Below are 18,114 nucleotides of genomic sequence, written 5' to 3'. Positions count from 1 at the left end.
GCGTGGTGCGGCCAGACAGGCCGCGTTAAGATTTGATGCTCGCTGGCCCGCACCATCGTCACGCATCCACCTTCAGCGCGGCAATCAGGGCGCGCAGGGCTGGTGGGGTCTGGCGGCGGCTGGGGTGGTAGAGGTAGCAGCCCTGGAAGGGCGGGCACCATGCATCGAGGACGCGGACCAGCCTGCCTGTGGCGATGTCGTCGACGACGTCGTCTTCCATGACGTAGCCGAGGCCGGCGCCAGCGCGAACCGCGGCAGCGGCAAGGTCGCCATCGTTGACGACGAAAGAACCGGATGCCCTGATCTTGATTTCGCGTCCTCCGGATTCGAACTCCCAGGGTAGGAGCCCGCCGGCGCTGGCGAGCCGATAGCCTATGCAATTGTGTCCTTCGAGGTCGGCCGGCACCTCGGGCTTCTTGTGGTTTTCGAAATAGGAGGGGGTGCCGACGACAACGGTCCGGAGGTCTCGGCCGACGCGCACTGCAATCATGTCCTTCGCCACAGTTTCCCCGAACCGAATGCCGGCATCGAAACCGTCGGTGACGATATCCACCAGCCGATCATTGATATTAACCTCGACTTCGACATCGGGATTGTCGAGAAGAAATGCCGGGAGTTTTAGGCGAAGAATGGTCCTGGCCGGGTAGGAGAAGGTCGTCAGCCTCACCTTGCCGGAGGGGCTGTCGCGCCATTCACCAAGGGCTTCCAGCCCTGCTTCGATCTGGCTGAAGGCCGGCTGGATATGCTGCAACAACCGCAGGCCGGCGTCCGTCGGCGCGACGCTGCGGGTCGTGCGCGCCAGCAGCCTGACGCCAAGCCGCTCTTCCAGACCCCTAATCGCATGGCTGAGTGCCGACGGCGAAATTCCCAGCGCCGCTGCTGCCCGCGTAAAACTTCGCTCACGCGCCACGGCGGCAAAGGCCATCAGATCATTCAGTTCGCCGCGTTCCATTGATGCACTGTATTCATAAGTTCATGCGGCATGCAACGGGTAATCCAGCGTTCCGCGGTGCTGTAGGGTGAGCGAAGCAAGACATCGAAACCGGAAGGACATTCCCATGGATCTCACTAGCTACCGCACGCTCGGACGTTCGGGCCTGATCGTCAGCCCCCTCGCGCTCGGCACCATGACGTTCGGCGCCGGGCGCTGGGGGTCGGGCAGCAAGGCATCGCGCGCGCTTTTCGATACTTACATCGCTGCCGGCGGCAACTTCTTCGATACGGCGGATGTCTATTCCGGCGGGCGCAGCGAGGAGATGCTGGGGGACTTCGTCGCGGAAGCGGGATTGCGCGATCGCGTGGTGATCGCAACGAAGTCGGGCTTTTCCCGCAGCCAGGGCACGCCACTCCACGGCGGCAATGGTGCCAAGAACATTCGGCTCGGCATCGAGGGATCGCTGAAACGGCTGCAGACCGACTATATCGATATGTACTGGATTCATGTCTGGGATCGCACGACCCCGGCAGAAGAGGTGCTGCAGTCGCTGACTGATGCGGTCCGGAGCGGGAAGATCCTGCATTACGGTTTTTCGAACACGCCGGCTTGGTATGTCGCAAAGCTTGCGACGCTGGCCGCGGCCCATGGGCTGCCGGTGCCTATCGGCCTGCAATATGCCTATTCGCTTGTTGATCGCGGCGTCGAACTCGACATTCTTCCCGCCGCAGCCGAACTCGGAATGGACCTCGTGCCGTGGAGCCCGCTTGCCGCGGGTCTGCTGACCGGCAAATACGGCCGCGACATGCTGAGCCGTGCCGGGCCGGCAGGGGGGCTTCCTGACACCGCCGGCGATAGCGGCGAGGTCGAGAGCGATGGCCGCCTCAACGGTGACAATCCGTTCGGGGGTCTTCTGTTTACAGAGCAGAACTTTGCGGTCGTCGACGTGCTGAGGGCGGTGGCGGCCGAAATGGACCGACCGATGGCGGCGGTTGCTCTCGCCTGGCTCATGCAACGTCCGGGCGTTGGCTCCGTGCTTGTCGGGGCGAGCCGCGTCGCGCAGCTTGCCGAGAATATCGCCTCGCTCGAGATCGTGCTAACGACGGAGCACCTTGGCCGCCTCGATGCGATCGGTGCGCCGCCGGCGTTCAACCCGTATTTCATCTTCGATCTGCCGAGAAAGGTGATTTTCGGCGGCACGACCGTGCGTCCCTGGGTAAGGCCTGGCTGAGCCGGCATCGGGGCCGGCGCCCGGCCCCGACCAACGCCTGAACCCGAACGCAGAATAGCTGGAGTATCGATTTGTCTCTGCGAACGGCGGTGCAGGAACGCATTTATACTTTACAAGTAGTTTATATTATAATTAACGATTTTCCGATATTTCCTTGACAGTTGGTATTTCCAGCAGCAGCGAATCGGGGTCAATATTATGAATCTTTCTGTCGCAACGAAGCTTTTAGGCATATTTTCGGTGTCTGTGGCCATGACCGCCGGACTAGGTTTTTTTGCCGTTTATTCTCTCGATTCTATTCAATCGAAAAATCATGTCATTATTGAAAAGCGCATTCCGGGCTTCATTCTTCTTGGGCAGATGAACGCTGACATCGGCGATGTTCGCATCTATCAAGGCGCCGTACTGAATGCTCCTGTCGATCAGCGCCAGAAACTCTCGGATGTACTGAAGACTGCAATCGGCAAGGTCGATGACGATATCCGCTCTTACGAGCCGCTTCTGGTAGACAAGGAAGACATCGAGCTGTTTGCCACGCTGAAGCGCAACTGGAGCGCAGGCCTGCAGTCGTGGGGTGAAGTGGGCAATCTGGCAAAGAATGCGAAAACTGACGAGGCGACGGCACTATTCTACGGTAAGGCGCTCACCGACTACAATTTGGCCAGCGACTCCGTACAGGCAGCTGTCGATGACATTGCCAAGAACACGAAGGATGAAGGCGCTGCAACCCTGCAAACGATCTCCTTCGCGTCGGATGTGACCTACATGTGCCTGGGGCTGGCACTCCTTCTCGGTATTGCCTCCGCGCTCTTTGCCGTTCTGAACGTCTCGCGGCCGCTCGGTGGTATCAACACATCGATGCGAAAGCTTTCGGAAGGCGACACGGCTTCGGAAATTCCCTTCGCCCGCCGGGCCGATGAAATCGGCCAGATGGCCGGCGCAGTCGAAATCTTCCGCCAGGCGGCGATTTCCAACAATCGCCTGGAACGCGAGGCGGAAGACAACCGGCGTCAGGCTGAAATCGACCGGATTGATGGACAGCGCCGGGCTGAGGAAGAAGCCGCCGAGCGTTTGCGCATCGCAACCTCGGGCCTTGCCGATGGTCTGAAGCGCCTGGCGGCAGGCGATCTGTCGTTCCAGCTGACGGAAGCATTTTCTCCGGATTTCGATGCATTGCGCCACGATTTCAACCGATCGGTCGAGCAGCTCGGCGGCGCCCTGTCGTCCATCACCACCAGCGTATCCAGCATGGGCAACGGCACTCGCGAGATTGCAGCCGGCGCCAACGATCTGTCGAAGCGCACGGAACAACAGGCTGCCGCGATCGAGGAGACAGCTGCAGCAGTCGAGGAAATTACCGTCAACGTGGCAAACTCCGCCAAGCGCACCGAAGATGCACGCGACGTGGCATCTCGTGCCAACGAGTCCGCTGGAAAGTCGGCTGAAGTGGTATCGCGGGCCGAAGAAGCGATGGGGAAGATAGAAACCTCGTCGCAGCAGATTTCCAACATTATCGGCGTCATCGACGAAATCGCCTTCCAGACCAACCTGCTGGCATTGAATGCTGGCGTCGAGGCAGCCCGCGCAGGCGAGGCCGGCAAGGGGTTTGCCGTGGTGGCGCAGGAGGTTCGCGAGCTTGCCCAGCGTTCGGCGCAGGCAGCCAAGGAAATCAAGGGCCTCATCCACAGCTCTTCGTCCGAAGTCGCAAATGGCGTCAAGCTGGTGCGCGATGCTGGCGATGCGCTGAAGACCATCGGACAGTTCATCGTCGAGATTAATGGCCACATGGACTCGATTGCCACGTCTGCAAAGGAGCAGGCCACCGGGCTCCACGAAGTCAACCAGGCCGTGAACTCGATGGACCAGACGACACAGCAGAATGCCGCCATGGTCGAGCAGTCGACCGCCGCGTCGAATACGCTCGCCAATGAAGCCAATTCGCTGCTCGAACTGGTCAGCCAGTTCAAGCTTGAGGGGGCCAGGAACACACAGTCATCGGCGCTCAGGCAGACGGCGCAGGCGATGGCTGCCCCGGCGCGTCAGTCGCGCCCGACCGCGCAGTTCTCCGCACCACGCAAGATGGCTGCAGGCGGCGGTAATTCAGGCGCCACCTGGGAAGAGTTTTAAGCGCATCGTACTTCCATGTCCCGGATTTCGGAACTGGAGGATGGAGCAGCGATCTGCTCCATCCTCCGGCAATCCGTTGAACAACGGATCGTCACGGCAGGGATCAAGGCCGATGTGCTCGCGAAGATTGCTCCGTGCCAAGATGCACTCGTTTCCAGCGTATTGACGCCCGTATATCGGCGCGTGCAGTTGCATCCTGCCATCCTCAATGCGTGGCTGTATTCCCATCCATCAGTCGTCGAATTTACCGGAATCGTTAACGATCCCGTGGCATGACTGCTCTAAGTGCATAATTTATTGAGATTTGAATGCCAGTCTTCAGCTAAATGAGGACTCTCTAAATGAAAATCAATCTTTCCCGCACCTTGCTGCTGTTCGGGCTGGTCGTCGGCGCCGGCCTGCTCGTGTCCATCGGTCTCCAGACTTATGCGATAGAGAAGCTCAAGGTGAACGGACCTATCTACAAATCGATCGTCGAGGGGAAGGATCTGGTTGCAGATATCCTGCCGCCGCCTCTCTACCTGATCGAGACCTACATGCTGGCAAACGAGATCGGCAGCAACCCAGATCTCTATGCGGTCAATGCCGGAAAGATACGGTCTCTGAGAAAGGACTACGACGAGCGTCGCGCCTACTGGCGCGCGTCCGGGCTTCCCGATGGAATCAAGAACGAACTCGAGAACGATGTTCTCGCCAAGGGGGACCTTTTCTGGAAGGTCATGGACGAGCGCTTCCTGTCCACCGACAGCTCTGTTGACAGGCATGTGGCTCTGATGGAGCTGAAAGACGCGTTCCACACACATGAGGCGGCAGTGCTCGAACTGGTAAAGATGTCGGACGCGCTGTCGGCAGCGCAGGAGGCGGAAACCGCCCGCATGTCGTTCAGCCTGATGTCGCTTGCGCTGGGTGCCGGTGGTCTGTCGGTGGTGGTGTTTCTTGCTGGCCTCGTCACCATCAGGCAGCGAGCGATCCGGCCGATTACGAAAATGACGACAGCCATGTCGAAGATGGCGGGCGGCAATCTCGACGAGGCTGCTCCATACGCCGACCGGACCGACGAAATCGGCGCGATGTCCGCGGCGCTCAATGTCTTCCGGACGGCAGGTCTCGAAAATCGCAGCTTGCACGATCAGGCCGAGGCCTCGAGAGCCCAGACCGAAACCGAGCGGCGCGGTCGCGAGGCCGAGCGGCTGGAAGAAGCCAGGCAAGTCAAGATGGTGATCGACGCCCTTGGCGCGGGGCTTGGTCGGCTTGCCCAATGCAACATGCAGACGACGATCGACGCGAGCTTCAGCGAGCAGTTCGAGCCGCTGCGTGCCGACTTCAACAATTCGCTGGCAAACTTCCAGACAACGCTTGAAGAAGTGCTGCAGAAGACCCGGCTGGTGCATGGCAACGGAACCGAGATGCAGGAGGCAGCGCACAGCCTGTCGAAGCGTACGGAAGAGCAGGCATCGGCACTGGAAGAAACATCCGCAGCACTTGAGGAAGTGACTGCGACGGTGCGGTCTTCGTCGGAGCGAAGCCTTGAGACCAGGAACCTCGTTGCAGATGCCAAGCAGTGCGCACAGGCCTCGATCACGACCGTGCAGGAATCCGTTGCTGCTATGAACCGTATCCAGGCGGCATCGGGAGAAATTACGCAGATCATCGGCGTCATTGACGAAATCGCCTTCCAGACGAACCTGCTGGCCCTGAATGCAGGCGTCGAGGCAGCGCGGGCGGGAGATCAGGGCAAGGGTTTTGCTGTCGTTGCCCATGAGGTGCGCGAACTCGCGCAGCGCTCGGCCAAGGCAGCGAAAGAGATCAAGACGCTCATCGTCAACTCATCCAACGAGGTCTCGACCGGCGTCCGTCTGGTCGGTGAGACTGGCATAGCGTTGCGCAAGATCGAAGGTTTCGTCGCCGACATCGACGCCAAGGTGGAGGCAATCGCCACCTCCAGCGTCGAACAGGCGACAGGCCTCCAGGAAATCAGTTCGGCCGTCAACGCGCTGGACCAGATGACACAGAGAAACGCCGCCATGGCCGAAGAGACGACCGCTCTCAGCAATGAACTGTTCTCCGGATCCAGCGTACTGACGGAGTTGGTCGGCCGCTTCAAGCTCAACCGCACAACCACCCTCCACCACGAAGGTACCGAGGCGGATGACTTCGCCCTGGCGGGCAAGCGCCATCTGCGGCGCGCCTAAGGAAGCAAGGTCTGAGGTTCAATAGCCTGCGCATGGATACAACCCCATGCGCAGAGCACCATTGTCCGGGATAGGGCGGCGCAAATCACGATGTGAGTGCTTGGCTCTGGCAGCAGACCGCCAAGCGTACGTCCGGCGTTGAATGGTTCAACCTGCCGATTGCTCGGAGGCGCGCTGTTGCTAAGCGGCCAGCATCTGGCTGAGGTTGTTGATGATCGTCGCGGGGTGATAGGGCTTGCCGACGAAACGGCTGGCTGCAGGCAGGTCTGATGGCTGGACGTTGCGGCGACCGGAGGTGACGATGATCTTGGTGTTCGGCCATTGCATCGAGACGACGGCTGCAAGTTTCAGCCCGTCCATCGACCCCGGCATGTCGACATCCGTAAACACCGCGCATATTTCGGGATGTGCGGTCAATACAGCAACCGCCTTTGCGACATTTGCGGCTTCGAGAACCTCGAAACCGGCATCCTCGAGTGCGCAGGCGATGTCGAGGCGGATCAGTGCTTCGTCCTCGACGACCAAGACTGTCATTCTGTCGTTTGCCATTCCTGGCTCCTGTCCGCTGCTCTGTCTCGATCTAAACGCAGGTACTTGGATTTCGATACAGGCGCATCGAAGGTATATCAGGACATGTTTAATTAAATGCAAAGGAAGTGCCGCGCGGCCCGAACGCAGTCGTCCCGGCTGTCGCTCGGATCAGCCGGGACTAAGCGGTTAGCGCGAGGCTATGCGGCCGGGGGCGACCGAGAGGTGCGGAACCACCAGCAGGCGGTTGACTTCGCCGCGCTTGAAGGCTGCGAGAAAGCGGCGGTAGTCCTTGAAAGAGACGCAGCCGTTGGAATCGCCGCGCCGGCCCAGCATGTAGGTGTGAGCCAGAAGCCCGTCGCGGCCGTAGATGGCGCGGGCGTCGACGGGATTGAGGCGGATCGCCTCGACGCCGTGGAACAGCGATTCGCGCATCGTCAGATCGTAGGTGTGCGGGGGCGTCGGGCCGCGGTTCTTCTGGTTAACGTAGCGCGGGTTGTCGATCATCTGGCCGAGCCCGGAATGGGCCTCGAGCTGCTCGCCGTTCGGCAGGTACACGCGGGCCGCCGAGATATCGTAGATCGCGACGCGGGTGCGGGCGTTCGGCAGCGAGGTCGGCGCCTTGAAGACCGGCTCGTTGTCCATACCGGCATCGTCAGGACGGGCGTATGCGAGCAGCGCCTTGGAGGGGCGAGTGAGCTTTGCGGCCGGCGTCGTTGCCGCATCCGGCGAGGGGGCCGGGCGCATGGTCGGCAGCGGAATGCTCGACATCAGCATGTCATCAGCGGAGGACGTGCCAGACGAATCCCCGGAAGCGGTTGGCATGACCAGTCCGAAGGTCTGTTCGACAGCGACGTTTGCGCGCCGTGCATCGGGCTCGACCATGGCAGCGGCGCTGGACGGGAGGCCGTCATCGTTGTCAGCAGGGCGCTGCTGCGGCACGATTTCACGGGTGGAGACCGCCGTCGGACGGGCAGGCTTTGCGGCGGCCTGCGGGCGCTGTGCCGGCACGAGGGCCGTCACGTCCCGCGTGGTAGCAGGCGTCGGGTCGATCATGGCCATCTGGACAGGGCGATCTGCGGCTGACGCCGTCGCTGCCATCGTCGGGTTGGGCATCGGTGTCGGAATTTGCGAACCAGAGCCTGTCGGCGCGGCGCTGGCAAGCGACAGCCTGTCGTCGCGTGAGGCCACGGGGAGGGCAGGAGCCGAGGCTGACAATGCGCGTTCGCTGGTCGCTGCGGCGCGGTCGAGATCGACGCTTGCCGTGCGGACGGCGGCGGCATCGGCTGTTCCGGCCGGCACAGCGGCCAATGCCACTTTCAAGGCTGCCATGACGTCGGCAGGCAACGGGCGTCCCGACTTTGCGAGCGCATGGGAAGACTGGCCTGCATCGGCGATCGCGGTCGGTGCATGTACGACGCGGTCGCTCTTGGCAATGACGGAGTAGCTCGGGGCGAGCGCGGCCATTTCGGCAGCAATTGCCGAGCGATGGGCCTTGGCGAGCGCGAGAGCGTTGACGCCGGCTGGGTCGAGGGTCGCAAGTCGCAGGCTTTGATGGGCGACAGGCTGCGACGCTCGTGCCACCAGCGACGGGCCGGATTTCTGCAGGATAGGGGAGCCTGATGCGTAGGGACCGACGACGCCCTGGAGAGCGAATGCGGTGGCTACTACCCATGAAAAGGCGACCACGCCGGTGCCGATCATCACGGTGCCGACCGTCACGACGCGGGACGAGCCTCTCTTGCCGGCCTTTCCTGCCCTGGGACTGACGTCCCTAAACGTCTCGATCGCAAACGCCATGATACTCGTTCCACACTGATACACAAAGGCGGCCAGACGATCCGGATTGCCGGAGCCTGTGATGTTGGTCAGCAAGACGATGGTCGTCTCCGCTGCTTCCCGCCGCTTATCTCAAAGAATGAAGAATCTTGGTAACTAAACCCTTTACGCGGTGAATATTAGAAGCGCCTGCCGCAAATTTCTGTTCGTCTCAGCTCGTGAGCTGCACCCAGGCGTTCGTTTTTGGAACAGTTCGACCGTCTTGACCGTTGCGCCATTCCGGACCCGGTGGTTAATATGACGGTACGATGACGACACGCTGCATAGGCAATCCGTGCGGCCGAAATATGGGAGAAAAGAAATGGAAAGACGGCTTTTCCTGGCGTTGTGTGCGCTTGCGGCCGCTCCCATGGCTGCTTCCGCCCAACCGCACAGCATCGGCAAGGCGCTGACGGCATGCATCGTGCAGGCCGCCGAAGAAAACAGGCCCGTCGTTCTCGGCAAGGACAAGCCCGTGGCACAAATTGCCTGCGATGACGACGGAGCCAGATATTTCTACGATGCGCTCGAAACCCTCGGGGCCGAGACCAGCGATACGGCCGCCGGCGGCGTCACGCTGATCACGCGCCGCTTCGGGAGCGAGGGAGGGCCCGGAGCCTCGCGGTGCCAGCGGAAAGTCAGTGCGTCGGGGAGCTCGAGGGACGAAGACTATCACTGCTGGATCGACCTCGACGTCAACGACACCGTGATGACGGGCTGGACGGGAGGTCGCCACTGACCGTCGCTGATACCCCATGCGCCAAACCTCAACAAGCTTTGCGCAAGCCATGCCACCTATGACTCTTCAAGACGCCGGGATGTGACGCGGCGGGAAAAAGGACAATGACATGTCGAATGAAACAGAGACTTACCACGACCCCAAGGATTCCACTGTCGCTCTTTTCCTGATGGACAATGACGCAGACAAGCTGACCGATATTCTGGTTGCGGCCCTCAGCGAAGCCTTTCGTATTCTTGGCGAGGACGTGCCCTCCGAGAGCATTCACTAACAGCCGACGGCGGCCAAATTTTAAGCGCAATGTTTGCGCCGGTCGGCAAAATGCCGTAAATTATGCGATAAGGCTGTAAACTTGCAGCTGCGGGTTTTCTCGACCGGCAGCGCACGGCGGCGACAGTTTTCTTGCATGAGGATGAGATGAACGATTTTTACGTCGGCCAGAAGGTCGTCTGTATCGACGACAAGTTCAAGAACGTGTCGATCGACCAGCTGATCCGCAAGGACGAGATTTACACGATTCGCTGGGTTGGCATGTATTCGCACTACATTGACGGCGAATTTCTCGGCATCAAGGTAGCCGAGATCTTCCGTGGGGACGATGCCGGTCCGGAAGGCTATGGCGCTGCCGACATGCCTTATCGCGCCTCACGTTTCCGGCCGCTGGTGGAAGACAAGATCAGCTCGCTGCGCAAGCTGTTGGCACCGACACCCGATGCCCCCGTCGAGCCTCAGAAGAAGGCGCCGGTCAAGAAGACTGAAAAAGTCTGAACCGGCGGCAGATCGGCATTTAGCGCCTCCGAACGTCTGAACCTTCCACGCATGAACACGTTCAACGTGTTCATGCAATCTGGAGGACTGTCGGGATGAGCGAAATGACATTGAAAGATCTGGCTGAAAAGATGCGCGATATCGATGTCGCGATGCTTTTGACGCATGCTGAAAACGGCACGATTGCCGGACGGCCGATGAGCAACAACGGCGATGTCGATTACGACGGCGACAGTTACTACTTCACCTGGGAAGAGGCCAAGATGATCTCAAACATCGAGGCCAACCCGAAGGTGTCGCTGACATTTCAAGGAGAGAAGTCTTTCGCGGTCGCTGTCGAAGGCGAAGCAGCGCTGATCCGCGACAAGGCACGATTTGCCGAGCACTGGACGAGCGAGCTGGACGTCTGGTTCCAGGACGGTGTGGATACCCCGGGCGTTGTGATGATCCATGTCCATGCCGAACGCGTCCACTACTGGGACGGCGAGGATCAGGGCGAGGTCCAGGTTCCGGAGGACGATCAGTAGCCTCGTAACGGATAGTCGGGCGCATACCTGCAGATTGCACAACCCTAAGTCTTGTCGGATGTTGCCTGCACCCTATGTCATACCGATCGCGCTCTTTGAGAGATGAGTGGCGATGATGCCGAATTGGAGTACCGATGAAGAAGATTTTGACAGGCTTTGCCGCAGCAGCGCTTGCTGCGATGGTTGGCCTTTCCGGAGTTGCACCCGCATCCGCCACGCCTATGCCTGCCCTGACTATGGTGGGCGGCGCTGATGTTGCGACCGTCCAGTACGATCCGGATGCACCCCCGCCGCGGCGTATGAACCGTGATCGCCGTGGCCATAACGGCTACCGCAACGATGACCGCCCTGGTTTTCGCCACGGACCTCCGCGTGATCGTCGTGGCAACTGGAACGGTTACCGTGGTTACGAGCAGCGCCGTCCCGGCTATCGCCGCCATAGCGACGGTTTCTGGTATCCGTCGGGTGCGTTCCGCATCCGGATACAGTAATCGATATCAGCTTTAGCGACTACGAAGGCGGCCTCGGGGTCGCCTTTTTTTAATCGTTTTTCGCCAAATCCGGCCGCGCCTGCCTATCCACTATGCCCGCCTGGTCGTCAGAGTTTACTAACCATGAACCGACGTGGCGGCGCAACTTGAAGTTGGCGCGGTAAATCTACGGCGCCAATCAGCCGTCGCATTAATATTTCGTCCATAGCATCCCGACAGAGCGCAACGAGACTGCTCGGAAAAAGGGGAATTGCAGTGTCTGACAAGAAGGCCGCCGAAAAGCTACAATACGGAAACCGCTTCGGAAACGACATCGTAAAGCTGGCGAATGCCTCCCTCAGCCTCGCCTCCCAATCCTCCGAATCCGAAATTGCAGCAGCTAAATACGCACGCTGGTTCAGTAGTGGCGAAGTAATACCTGAGCCTTCCGAGACGTCACGAGCGCGTTTCCGAAAGATCCTGCCGACAATGGACGCCATCGAGGTCGCCTCCGCGACGCGTGAAAACCTATCGATTCTTGGCAACGACGCACATGATCTCTTTTCTGACCGCCTGCCCGCCAACAACCGCATGAGAAAAGCGAACCGCTCGAGCGTGCTGCCTTCCATACCCTATCTCGGCAGCTGCAAGTTCGGCGAAGTCGTGGTCGGCCAAACGGCAGCGAGCTATTCGGTACTGCAGCTGTTCATCGCCAATTTCGACGGGGAATTCGACACCTCGGCCGGCTCAACCTTCCACAAGCCGAATAGCCGCGAATTCGACCAGATGTTTGGCGTGCATGTCGTGGTCGACCGCGACGGTAATCCGCTGGGTTTCGATCGCAAGCGCGGCGTCGACGGCATCGCATTCAAGACGAAGGATCTGAACAAGGCGCTTTACAATGTCGCTGCGGCTGCCACCGGTCTTTCGATGGCGCAGCTGAAGGCACGTGCTCAGGCGGCCGCGAGCAGGAGGTAGGGCGCGCTAGTCTTCCCTTTGACCCGCACTGATAATCCTGTCTTCCGCCATGCGGCGAACCAGGTGGATGGAGAAAAGCTTGGCGGTGAGATGGACGACGTTGCGCGCCTCATAGCGGATCTTCATTTTGTCGATCCGGTGCTCAATGGTCCGTTGGGACAAGCCGAGCTCCACGGCGATTTCCTTGGCAGTCTCACCCTCCATCAGCAGCCGGATGATGACTTCCTCAACCGGGTCTAACTTGGCGTCGACGGGTGTCTTGAAAAGGAAACGGCCTTCGGTGAACGATACGCACCATTCCGCCCGGCCATTGGTCTTTTGAGGGATCAGCAAACGGTCGTAGCCGACATCGATGCCGGCGATTTTCGTCAGGACCAGATCGATCAAGGGCTTTCGCAGCGAAAGCGCGCAGCTGTAATGGGGGATGACGGCGTCGAGAAGGTACGTCCTATCTGGCAAGTTCCTCAATGGACCGTCGGGAAACATCTTTTTCAGATTAAGAATCCGACTGTTGATCCCGTAGGGCTTGATGCGCCGGAAGTACCAGTCGAGAGGATCATCGCTTCTGGTGTCGATGAAGTTGAGCGACATTTTCAGAGACATGGTCTCGCTTATCTTGCCGCAGAACGTCTCCGGATCTTCTATCGGGCTAGTTGCATCCAGCCAGTTGTCGATCAGGGTCTGTGATATGGAATTGAAAGTCGATTTTGAAGTCATATTAGGCTAAACGTAACGACAAGCCCGTAGATTTGCATGGTTGATTTAACTTTTATCAATCTGTCGCATGGGTTGTTTTTGCGACTGTTGCGCTAATATCCCATGTCAGGCCGAGACCCCGTCGGCGCATGCGAGTCAGCCCTTGATGTTCATGCGTTGTGCAAAGCGCTGAGCAGTTCTTCCTGCGTACGATGTCCCGCATGGAGAAGGTCGATTGCCCTGTTGGCGACTGCAAGGCCGGCCTGGCTTGAAAGTTTAATTTCCCGTTCTGCACACCAGGCGTAAAGTGCGCCTGCGAGAACGTCGACTTCGTCGGAGCAGATCGGCGTCTGGATCAACATGGTCATATCGCCACCCTCTTGATGAAAGCACCCGCGATCAGGTGACGATCCAATAAGGCCGCGATTTTGCTAATATTCAAGCGAGACCGTACGAGGGTGTTAATATCTTCCGAAAACGGCACACCCGTCGTGCCGTAACGATACATTGTTCCTATTTGGAAGGCGCTGCTGCCCCGGACTGGGGCAGATCGGTCCCCGGAATTTCCGGGACTTTTGGAACGACGAGAAGCAGCACAGTCAGGATGACGGCCAGCCCGACCATGGCTGCGAGGATGATTTTTGCACGACGAGAGATCACTGGCGATTGAGCCTCGATGCTTCTATGGATGCGCCGATCAGTTCCTCGGCAAAGCTGAAGGCAGATTCTGCGTCTTCACTGCCGAGCTTCAGTTCACCGCATTTCTCATGCATGGCGCGGCGGATTTCGGCGAGAAGAGCCTTATCGACCTTCTGATCGCCTTCACTGAGGGCATGGGTGAGGGCACATTGAGCCAAAATCTCCAGCACCGCGAGGCGACCTTCGATTTCTCCCAGCGACGGAATTGCATTTTTCGCGCTATCGCGAGCGCAGTCACGGGTTGTGTTAAGCATAGCTATCGCCTCCTGATGACAACTTTACTAAACGCACCATGCGCGCAATGGTTCGCCCCTTCAAACAATTTCGTCGTTGTTCGCTTTTAGTCTGCGGGACACAGCGATGCGTCGGCCAAGACATCCCTGCAACGGGGCGACCGGCGGAAATCATCGTAGTACATTGTCCACTCAATTGTGTCCGCGTCGCGGTATGGGCCGAACTTGAAGTACTGGTTCCTGCCGAGCCCCTTGTCCGCGTGGCCGATATGTCCCTTGACGGTGACAATCCATTTGTCGTTGGCAAAAATCTCGATCCGGCCGGTGCCGTCGGGTCCGGGCTGGGTGTAGATGGCGAAATCGATCCAGCCTGAGGCGGGCGTCGGCAGCTTGTTGCCGCGATCGGTGATGGTCATGGCATCCGTGCAACTGGTGAACTCGCCGCCGTCGCCCTTGGCCCAGGTGGCATCCGTGGCGACGAGGGCGCGCATCTGGTTGGTGTCGGGGCGATACCAGACAGGCGTCTGGTCGGAAGCGCAGGATCCGGAGTTCGCAGTTGGCGCACCCGTCGGCGGCGCGACGTAGTTCGTCTCGACGGTCGCAAACAGCTTGCCGTTGTTGAGGCGCAGGGCGAGAAACGGGCTGAAGTCGCCCTTGGCCTCCGGGCCGATCTCGCGCTTCCACTGGGCGATCAGATAGCGATGGTCTCCCGATGGTATAGGATCGGCGAACTTGACCGCGAACCCGTACCAGACGCCTTGATCATAGGGGACGCGATATTTGGTTTTCTCCCAGATCTCGGCGCGTTCGCTGCAATTTTCTTTGCCGGCTGCGCAATTCGGCTTGATGGTGAGTTTCAATGCGCCGCCGCCGTTTCGGGTGACTGCCGACTGGAACTCGTAGGTGCCTGCCTTCTGCTCGGCGTTATTGCGATAGTAGAGGTGACCGGCCGGGGAAAAATCCTTCCCGTCGAATCCGTCACGCAGCACCTGCTGGCCGCCGTCTTCCGCCCGGGCGCTGGCAATTCGCGAGATGGCAGTCAGGATGGCCAGAAAGATGATCTTGGCGCGCATAAAGTCGGGGCTCCGGCATATTTCGATTGTTGCATCATTGACGTGAACGCAGCGCCTCGGCAAGGGGCGGTGATTGGACAATCGAAGACAAGCCGGTGGACAAACAGCGCGCTTGGGGCTTGATTGCGTTCAGAGAAGACGAGGGAGTTCCGACCATGACTATTGAACACGATCTCAGCCGTATTGCGGTGCAGGAAGAAGTGCTGCGCTTCGACTCGTTCGATCTCTCCACCGCCTGGGTGCTTGGCAACCTGCTGCACGATCTGGCACGCGAGCGCAATCTCGGCGTGGCCATCGACATCACCCTGCATTCGATGCCGGTATTCTACGTGGCGCTTGCCGGCTCGACTCCGGATAACGCCAACTGGATCCGCCGCAAGCGGGCGATGGTGCTGCGCTATTTCCGCAGCAGTTATGCCAGCGGTCTTGAATTGAAGAAGGCCGGCAAGACTGTCGAGAACAACGGACTGTCGGCGGCCGACTACGCGCCGCATGGCGGCAGCTTCCCGATCCACGTCATCGGCACAGGCTGCATCGGCGCCGTCACCGTCTCCGGCCTGCCACAGCGCGACGACCACAACCTGGTGGTCGAGGCGCTGGCACTGACGCTCGGGCACGAATTGCACAATCTCAGCCTGGCGACGGAATAGCCAAACGGGAATGCGGCGCGGGACGACATCGCCCCGCGTTGTCATCGGACAGCGATCAGAGCTTGCCGCCGGCTTCCGATATCACCCTGGTCAGGCTGCCGGTCGCGGGAAACAGGGGGATCAGGCAGGCCTGCAGGGCGTGGTAGATATCGCCCTTGCCGGTAAACAGGGTATGGGCAGGGACCAGATCTTCCGTCAGTTCCTCATGCCAACCGCCGTTCTGACGATCTATAAACGCCTTGCCGATGATACCCCAGATCTTGCGATAGCTCTGCTCGTGGAAGTCATCAGGCAGATGCGCGTTGAGATAGTGCGCAGCACCGGCTCCTTCGCAGGCTGGCCACCAAAGCTTGTTGCGCTTGGCGGGTACATCTTCCCAGTCGAGCGTGTAGAAAAAGCCGCCGATCTCCTTGTCCCAGCCTAGTGACATGGACTGCGCAAACAGGTGGCGAGCCGCTTCCGGCATCCAGTCGTGGCGCTTGCCGCCCAGCGTCCAGAGCTGCAGCAGGAGGCGTGCCCACTCCAGCCAGTGGCCGGGCGTGGTGCCGGACGGGCGGAACATCTCGTTGCCGCGATAGGTCTTGTCTAGAAGCCACTGCGCATCGAAATGCTCGGGCACACGGAAACCGACGGCGCCTGCCTGCCGGCGGATGATGAGGTCGGCGATACGCTCGGCCTTGTCGAGGTATGACCTGTCGCCGGTCGCCTCGAACGCTGCCATCAGCGCCTCGGTCAGATGCATGTTGGAGTTCTGGCCATGGTAGTCACCGATCAGTGACCAATCCCGGTTGAACTCTTCGGCGATGGCGCCGTGGCTGTCTTCCCAGAATTTCTCGTCGATTATATTGGTGATGTCGGCGAGCATGTCGTCCGCCAGCGGATGGCCGACGGTCTTTGCCGACGATGCGGCGAGCAGCACGAAGGCGTGGCCGTAACCCTGCTTGCTGGCATCGACGGGACCGTCATTGTTGACAGTCCAGAAGTAGCCGCCATGGGTCTTGTCCCGGTGACGATGCCAGAGGTAGCTCATGCCGTGATCAATGATCTCGTCGGCCCCGGGCCGCCCCATCAGGCTGGCGATCGAAAAGCAGTGCACCATGCGGGCGGACGAATGAATGCCGCGCACAGGGTTGTCGGCATCGAGCGGCTTGCCCGCATCGTCCATGTCGTAAAACCCGCCCTTCGGATTGACGGCGCGATACTGGAAGAAATCGAACAGGCCGTTGGCTTGATCGAGCAGCCAGCGACGATGATAGTCGCGGTTGCTCCAGTTTCCCAGCGTGGCGGGTTCATCTGCGATCATAAGCGTTTTCTCCAGGTGTCTTCAAGGGGTGCCGAGCGCGGCGCGCGCCCTAGGCCGTGATGCTTAGTGCCAGTGATCCGACAAGAACTGCGCTGCGGCGTCAAGTGCGTTACCGGCGCTGGGCAGCTCTTCGGTCGATCGCTGGAAGACGTGGTGCAGGCCGTCATAGATATCAAGCCGCACTTCACCGCCCCTGGTCGCTGCGGCTGCAGCATAGCGCCGGGCGTCGTCGAGCAGCAGTTCATCGGTGCCGACCTGGATAGCCAACGGTGGAAGACTATCGGGAATGGCGAAGAGCGGCGAGGCCCGATCATCCCTCGGATCGGCACCTGCAAGGTATTTATCAACGGCTGCCGCCAGAATTTCCGGTTTGAACACCGGGTCATGAGTATCTGGGTCAAGCAGCGAAGGTCCTGACAGGGTCAGGTCAACCCACGGCGAGAAGACAATAACAGCAGACACGCTCGGCCACTCCAATCGCTCGACTGCAAGCGATGCGAGCACCATCGCGCCACCGGCGGAGTCGCCTGCAAGCGCAATCTGGGGATAGCCTTGGGCTTTCAACCACTGCGGTGCCGCTGCGGCTGCGTCGAAGGCCGCCGGAAAGGGGTGTTCTGGGGCCAGCGGATAATCGAGGACAAAGACCGAGACGCCTGAGCGCACCGCGATCTGGCTTGCAAACCCGCGATAGGCCTTGGCGGAACCGAGCATGTAGGCACCGCCATGGACGAAAAGAACCGCCCGGTCGTTCGCCGCTTTTTCCGGGCGCACCCACCATCCCTGGGTCTCGGGGCTGTCTACTCTCTCGGTCGTGACGCCGGCGGCAACAGGCGTATGGGCGGTCATATTGTCATAGGCGTCGCGCATTGTGCCTGTGGCGTTGGCAAAATAGGCGCCGATGGCGGCAAGCGCCGCCTGTTCCGCCGGCCTTTCATCTGCCGACAGGGGGTGGAAAGTTTCGATCAGGTTGGACATGGACATCAGAGGCTCCGTAGTGGCAGCGCCACGACTTTCGATTTCGGGCGCCGAAAATTGCTCCCGCATGATCTGGCGGGGCGTTTATCGACGTAGTGAAGAGGTATATAACTTTACGTAACGTTTCGTATATTTGTTATCTGGACTTGTGTTGGGTTTGTCAATTGTCTTTA

The 18,114-nt window shown here is 59.8% G+C and carries 20 protein-coding genes; 11 read left to right on the top strand and 9 right to left on the bottom strand.

The genetic code is table 11. The annotated features are described in order from the left end of the window. Window positions 1-58 precede the first annotated feature (58 nt). Window positions 59-952 (bottom strand): LysR family transcriptional regulator, encoded by an 894-nt coding sequence (locus PR017_RS09655; RefSeq protein ID WP_111222773.1) that lies wholly within the window; start codon window positions 950-952, stop codon window positions 59-61. 106 nt (window positions 953-1,058) lie between these two features. On the opposite strand from PR017_RS09655, the gene PR017_RS09650 reads away from it, so the two are divergent. From PR017_RS09650 to PR017_RS09635, 4 genes are all read left to right on the top strand, one after another. Beyond that, window positions 1,059-2,165, top strand: a complete 1,107-nt coding sequence (locus PR017_RS09650; protein ID WP_111222774.1) for an aldo/keto reductase — start codon at window positions 1,059-1,061, stop codon at window positions 2,163-2,165. Between the two features lie 198 nt (window positions 2,166-2,363). Next, entirely contained in the window at window positions 2,364-4,292 is a 1,929-nt protein-coding gene (locus PR017_RS09645) for a HAMP domain-containing methyl-accepting chemotaxis protein (RefSeq protein ID WP_111222775.1), read from the top strand. Window positions 4,293-4,307: 15 nt separating this feature from the next. After that, window positions 4,308-4,568, top strand: coding sequence for a hypothetical protein (locus PR017_RS09640; RefSeq protein ID WP_111222776.1), 261 nt, complete (start codon window positions 4,308-4,310; stop codon window positions 4,566-4,568). A 65-nt stretch (window positions 4,569-4,633) separates the two neighbouring features. Further along, window positions 4,634-6,484: a methyl-accepting chemotaxis protein gene (locus PR017_RS09635; protein ID WP_111222777.1), complete on the top strand. Its 1,851-nt coding sequence runs from the start codon at window positions 4,634-4,636 to the stop codon at window positions 6,482-6,484. A 180-nt stretch (window positions 6,485-6,664) separates the two neighbouring features. On the opposite strand, the gene PR017_RS09630 is transcribed toward PR017_RS09635, so the two are convergent. Both PR017_RS09630 and PR017_RS09625 read right to left on the bottom strand, forming a co-directional pair. Further along, on the bottom strand, window positions 6,665-7,033 hold the full coding sequence (locus PR017_RS09630; protein ID WP_111222778.1) for a response regulator: 369 nt from the start codon (window positions 7,031-7,033) through the stop codon (window positions 6,665-6,667). Between the two features lie 168 nt (window positions 7,034-7,201). Beyond that, window positions 7,202-8,887 carry a tlde1 domain-containing protein gene (locus PR017_RS09625; protein WP_240539156.1) on the bottom strand — a complete coding sequence of 562 codons (1,686 nt, stop codon included), beginning with the start codon at window positions 8,885-8,887 and terminating at the stop codon, window positions 7,202-7,204. A gap of 265 nt (window positions 8,888-9,152) precedes the next feature. Between PR017_RS09625 and PR017_RS09620 the strand changes: the two genes are divergently transcribed. The 6 genes from PR017_RS09620 to PR017_RS09595 all read left to right on the top strand — a co-directional run bounded on the left by PR017_RS09620 (window position 9,153) and on the right by PR017_RS09595 (window position 12,312). Beyond that, window positions 9,153-9,569 (top strand): hypothetical protein, encoded by a 417-nt coding sequence (locus PR017_RS09620; protein WP_111222779.1) that lies wholly within the window; start codon window positions 9,153-9,155, stop codon window positions 9,567-9,569. A 109-nt stretch (window positions 9,570-9,678) separates the two neighbouring features. Further along, complete coding sequence (locus tag PR017_RS09615; protein ID WP_164498264.1) at window positions 9,679-9,840, top strand: hypothetical protein; 162 nt, start codon at window positions 9,679-9,681, stop codon at window positions 9,838-9,840. 146 nt (window positions 9,841-9,986) lie between these two features. Further along, window positions 9,987-10,337: a CAP-Gly domain protein gene (locus tag PR017_RS09610; RefSeq protein ID WP_111222780.1), complete on the top strand. Its 351-nt coding sequence runs from the start codon at window positions 9,987-9,989 to the stop codon at window positions 10,335-10,337. A gap of 95 nt (window positions 10,338-10,432) precedes the next feature. Then, a complete protein-coding gene (locus tag PR017_RS09605) occupies window positions 10,433-10,864 on the top strand; it encodes a pyridoxamine 5'-phosphate oxidase family protein (RefSeq protein WP_111222781.1) in 432 nt (143 codons plus the stop codon). Between the two features lie 134 nt (window positions 10,865-10,998). After that, window positions 10,999-11,355: a hypothetical protein gene (locus PR017_RS09600; RefSeq protein WP_111222782.1), complete on the top strand. Its 357-nt coding sequence runs from the start codon at window positions 10,999-11,001 to the stop codon at window positions 11,353-11,355. Between the two features lie 255 nt (window positions 11,356-11,610). Next, complete coding sequence (locus tag PR017_RS09595) at window positions 11,611-12,312, top strand: hypothetical protein (RefSeq protein ID WP_111222783.1); 702 nt, start codon at window positions 11,611-11,613, stop codon at window positions 12,310-12,312. Between the two features lie 6 nt (window positions 12,313-12,318). On the opposite strand, the gene PR017_RS09590 is transcribed toward PR017_RS09595, so the two are convergent. The 4 genes from PR017_RS09590 to PR017_RS09575 form a co-directional block, all read right to left on the bottom strand. Further along, window positions 12,319-13,029 carry a helix-turn-helix transcriptional regulator gene (locus tag PR017_RS09590; protein WP_111222784.1) on the bottom strand — a complete coding sequence of 237 codons (711 nt, stop codon included), beginning with the start codon at window positions 13,027-13,029 and terminating at the stop codon, window positions 12,319-12,321. Between the two features lie 149 nt (window positions 13,030-13,178). Beyond that, window positions 13,179-13,376: a hypothetical protein gene (locus PR017_RS09585; RefSeq protein WP_111222785.1), complete on the bottom strand. Its 198-nt coding sequence runs from the start codon at window positions 13,374-13,376 to the stop codon at window positions 13,179-13,181. A 288-nt stretch (window positions 13,377-13,664) separates the two neighbouring features. Further along, entirely contained in the window at window positions 13,665-13,961 is a 297-nt protein-coding gene (locus PR017_RS09580; RefSeq protein ID WP_111222786.1) for a hypothetical protein, read from the bottom strand. An 86-nt stretch (window positions 13,962-14,047) separates the two neighbouring features. Continuing rightward, window positions 14,048-15,013, bottom strand: coding sequence for a polysaccharide lyase family 20 protein (locus PR017_RS09575; RefSeq protein ID WP_111222787.1), 966 nt, complete (start codon window positions 15,011-15,013; stop codon window positions 14,048-14,050). A 155-nt stretch (window positions 15,014-15,168) separates the two neighbouring features. Between PR017_RS09575 and PR017_RS09570 the strand changes: the two genes are divergently transcribed. Further along, window positions 15,169-15,663, top strand: coding sequence for a heme-degrading domain-containing protein (locus PR017_RS09570; protein WP_111222788.1), 495 nt, complete (start codon window positions 15,169-15,171; stop codon window positions 15,661-15,663). Window positions 15,664-15,718: 55 nt separating this feature from the next. On the opposite strand, the gene PR017_RS09565 is transcribed toward PR017_RS09570, so the two are convergent. Together PR017_RS09565 and PR017_RS09560 are read right to left on the bottom strand one after the other, a co-directional pair. Continuing rightward, on the bottom strand, window positions 15,719-16,966 hold the full coding sequence (locus tag PR017_RS09565; RefSeq protein ID WP_111222789.1) for an AGE family epimerase/isomerase: 1,248 nt from the start codon (window positions 16,964-16,966) through the stop codon (window positions 15,719-15,721). 63 nt (window positions 16,967-17,029) lie between these two features. Beyond that, a complete protein-coding gene (locus PR017_RS09560) occupies window positions 17,030-17,947 on the bottom strand; it encodes an alpha/beta hydrolase fold domain-containing protein (RefSeq protein WP_111222790.1) in 918 nt (305 codons plus the stop codon). Window positions 17,948-18,114 lie beyond the last annotated feature (167 nt).

The organism is Rhizobium tumorigenes (assembly GCF_003240565.2).
In the GTDB taxonomy this organism is placed as follows: Bacteria; Pseudomonadota; Alphaproteobacteria; order Rhizobiales; family Rhizobiaceae; genus Rhizobium; species Rhizobium tumorigenes.
Note: the sequence above shows the minus strand (reverse complement) of the source record. Positions and strands in the feature narration are given on the sequence as shown.

What these genes read in the sequence shown, in the direction of transcription:
- PR017_RS09655 (WP_111222773.1), bottom strand. Translation starts at nt 952, where the DNA reads ATGGAACGCGGCGAACTGAATGATCTGATGGCCTTTGCCGCCGTGGCG.
- PR017_RS09650 (WP_111222774.1), top strand. Translation starts at nt 1,059, where the DNA reads ATGGATCTCACTAGCTACCGCACGCTCGGACGTTCGGGCCTGATCGTC.
- PR017_RS09645 (WP_111222775.1), top strand. Translation starts at nt 2,364, where the DNA reads ATGAATCTTTCTGTCGCAACGAAGCTTTTAGGCATATTTTCGGTGTCT.
- PR017_RS09640 (WP_111222776.1), top strand. Translation starts at nt 4,308, where the DNA reads ATGTCCCGGATTTCGGAACTGGAGGATGGAGCAGCGATCTGCTCCATC.
- PR017_RS09635 (WP_111222777.1), top strand. Translation starts at nt 4,634, where the DNA reads ATGAAAATCAATCTTTCCCGCACCTTGCTGCTGTTCGGGCTGGTCGTC.
- PR017_RS09630 (WP_111222778.1), bottom strand. Translation starts at nt 7,033, where the DNA reads ATGGCAAACGACAGAATGACAGTCTTGGTCGTCGAGGACGAAGCACTG.
- PR017_RS09620 (WP_111222779.1), top strand. Translation starts at nt 9,153, where the DNA reads ATGGAAAGACGGCTTTTCCTGGCGTTGTGTGCGCTTGCGGCCGCTCCC.
- PR017_RS09615 (WP_164498264.1), top strand. Translation starts at nt 9,679, where the DNA reads ATGTCGAATGAAACAGAGACTTACCACGACCCCAAGGATTCCACTGTC.
- PR017_RS09610 (WP_111222780.1), top strand. Translation starts at nt 9,987, where the DNA reads ATGAACGATTTTTACGTCGGCCAGAAGGTCGTCTGTATCGACGACAAG.
- PR017_RS09605 (WP_111222781.1), top strand. Translation starts at nt 10,433, where the DNA reads ATGAGCGAAATGACATTGAAAGATCTGGCTGAAAAGATGCGCGATATC.
- PR017_RS09600 (WP_111222782.1), top strand. Translation starts at nt 10,999, where the DNA reads ATGAAGAAGATTTTGACAGGCTTTGCCGCAGCAGCGCTTGCTGCGATG.
- PR017_RS09590 (WP_111222784.1), bottom strand. Translation starts at nt 13,029, where the DNA reads ATGACTTCAAAATCGACTTTCAATTCCATATCACAGACCCTGATCGAC.
- PR017_RS09585 (WP_111222785.1), bottom strand. Translation starts at nt 13,376, where the DNA reads ATGACCATGTTGATCCAGACGCCGATCTGCTCCGACGAAGTCGACGTT.
- PR017_RS09580 (WP_111222786.1), bottom strand. Translation starts at nt 13,961, where the DNA reads ATGCTTAACACAACCCGTGACTGCGCTCGCGATAGCGCGAAAAATGCA.
- PR017_RS09575 (WP_111222787.1), bottom strand. Translation starts at nt 15,013, where the DNA reads ATGCGCGCCAAGATCATCTTTCTGGCCATCCTGACTGCCATCTCGCGA.
- PR017_RS09570 (WP_111222788.1), top strand. Translation starts at nt 15,169, where the DNA reads ATGACTATTGAACACGATCTCAGCCGTATTGCGGTGCAGGAAGAAGTG.
- PR017_RS09565 (WP_111222789.1), bottom strand. Translation starts at nt 16,966, where the DNA reads ATGATCGCAGATGAACCCGCCACGCTGGGAAACTGGAGCAACCGCGAC.
- PR017_RS09560 (WP_111222790.1), bottom strand. Translation starts at nt 17,947, where the DNA reads ATGTCCATGTCCAACCTGATCGAAACTTTCCACCCCCTGTCGGCAGAT.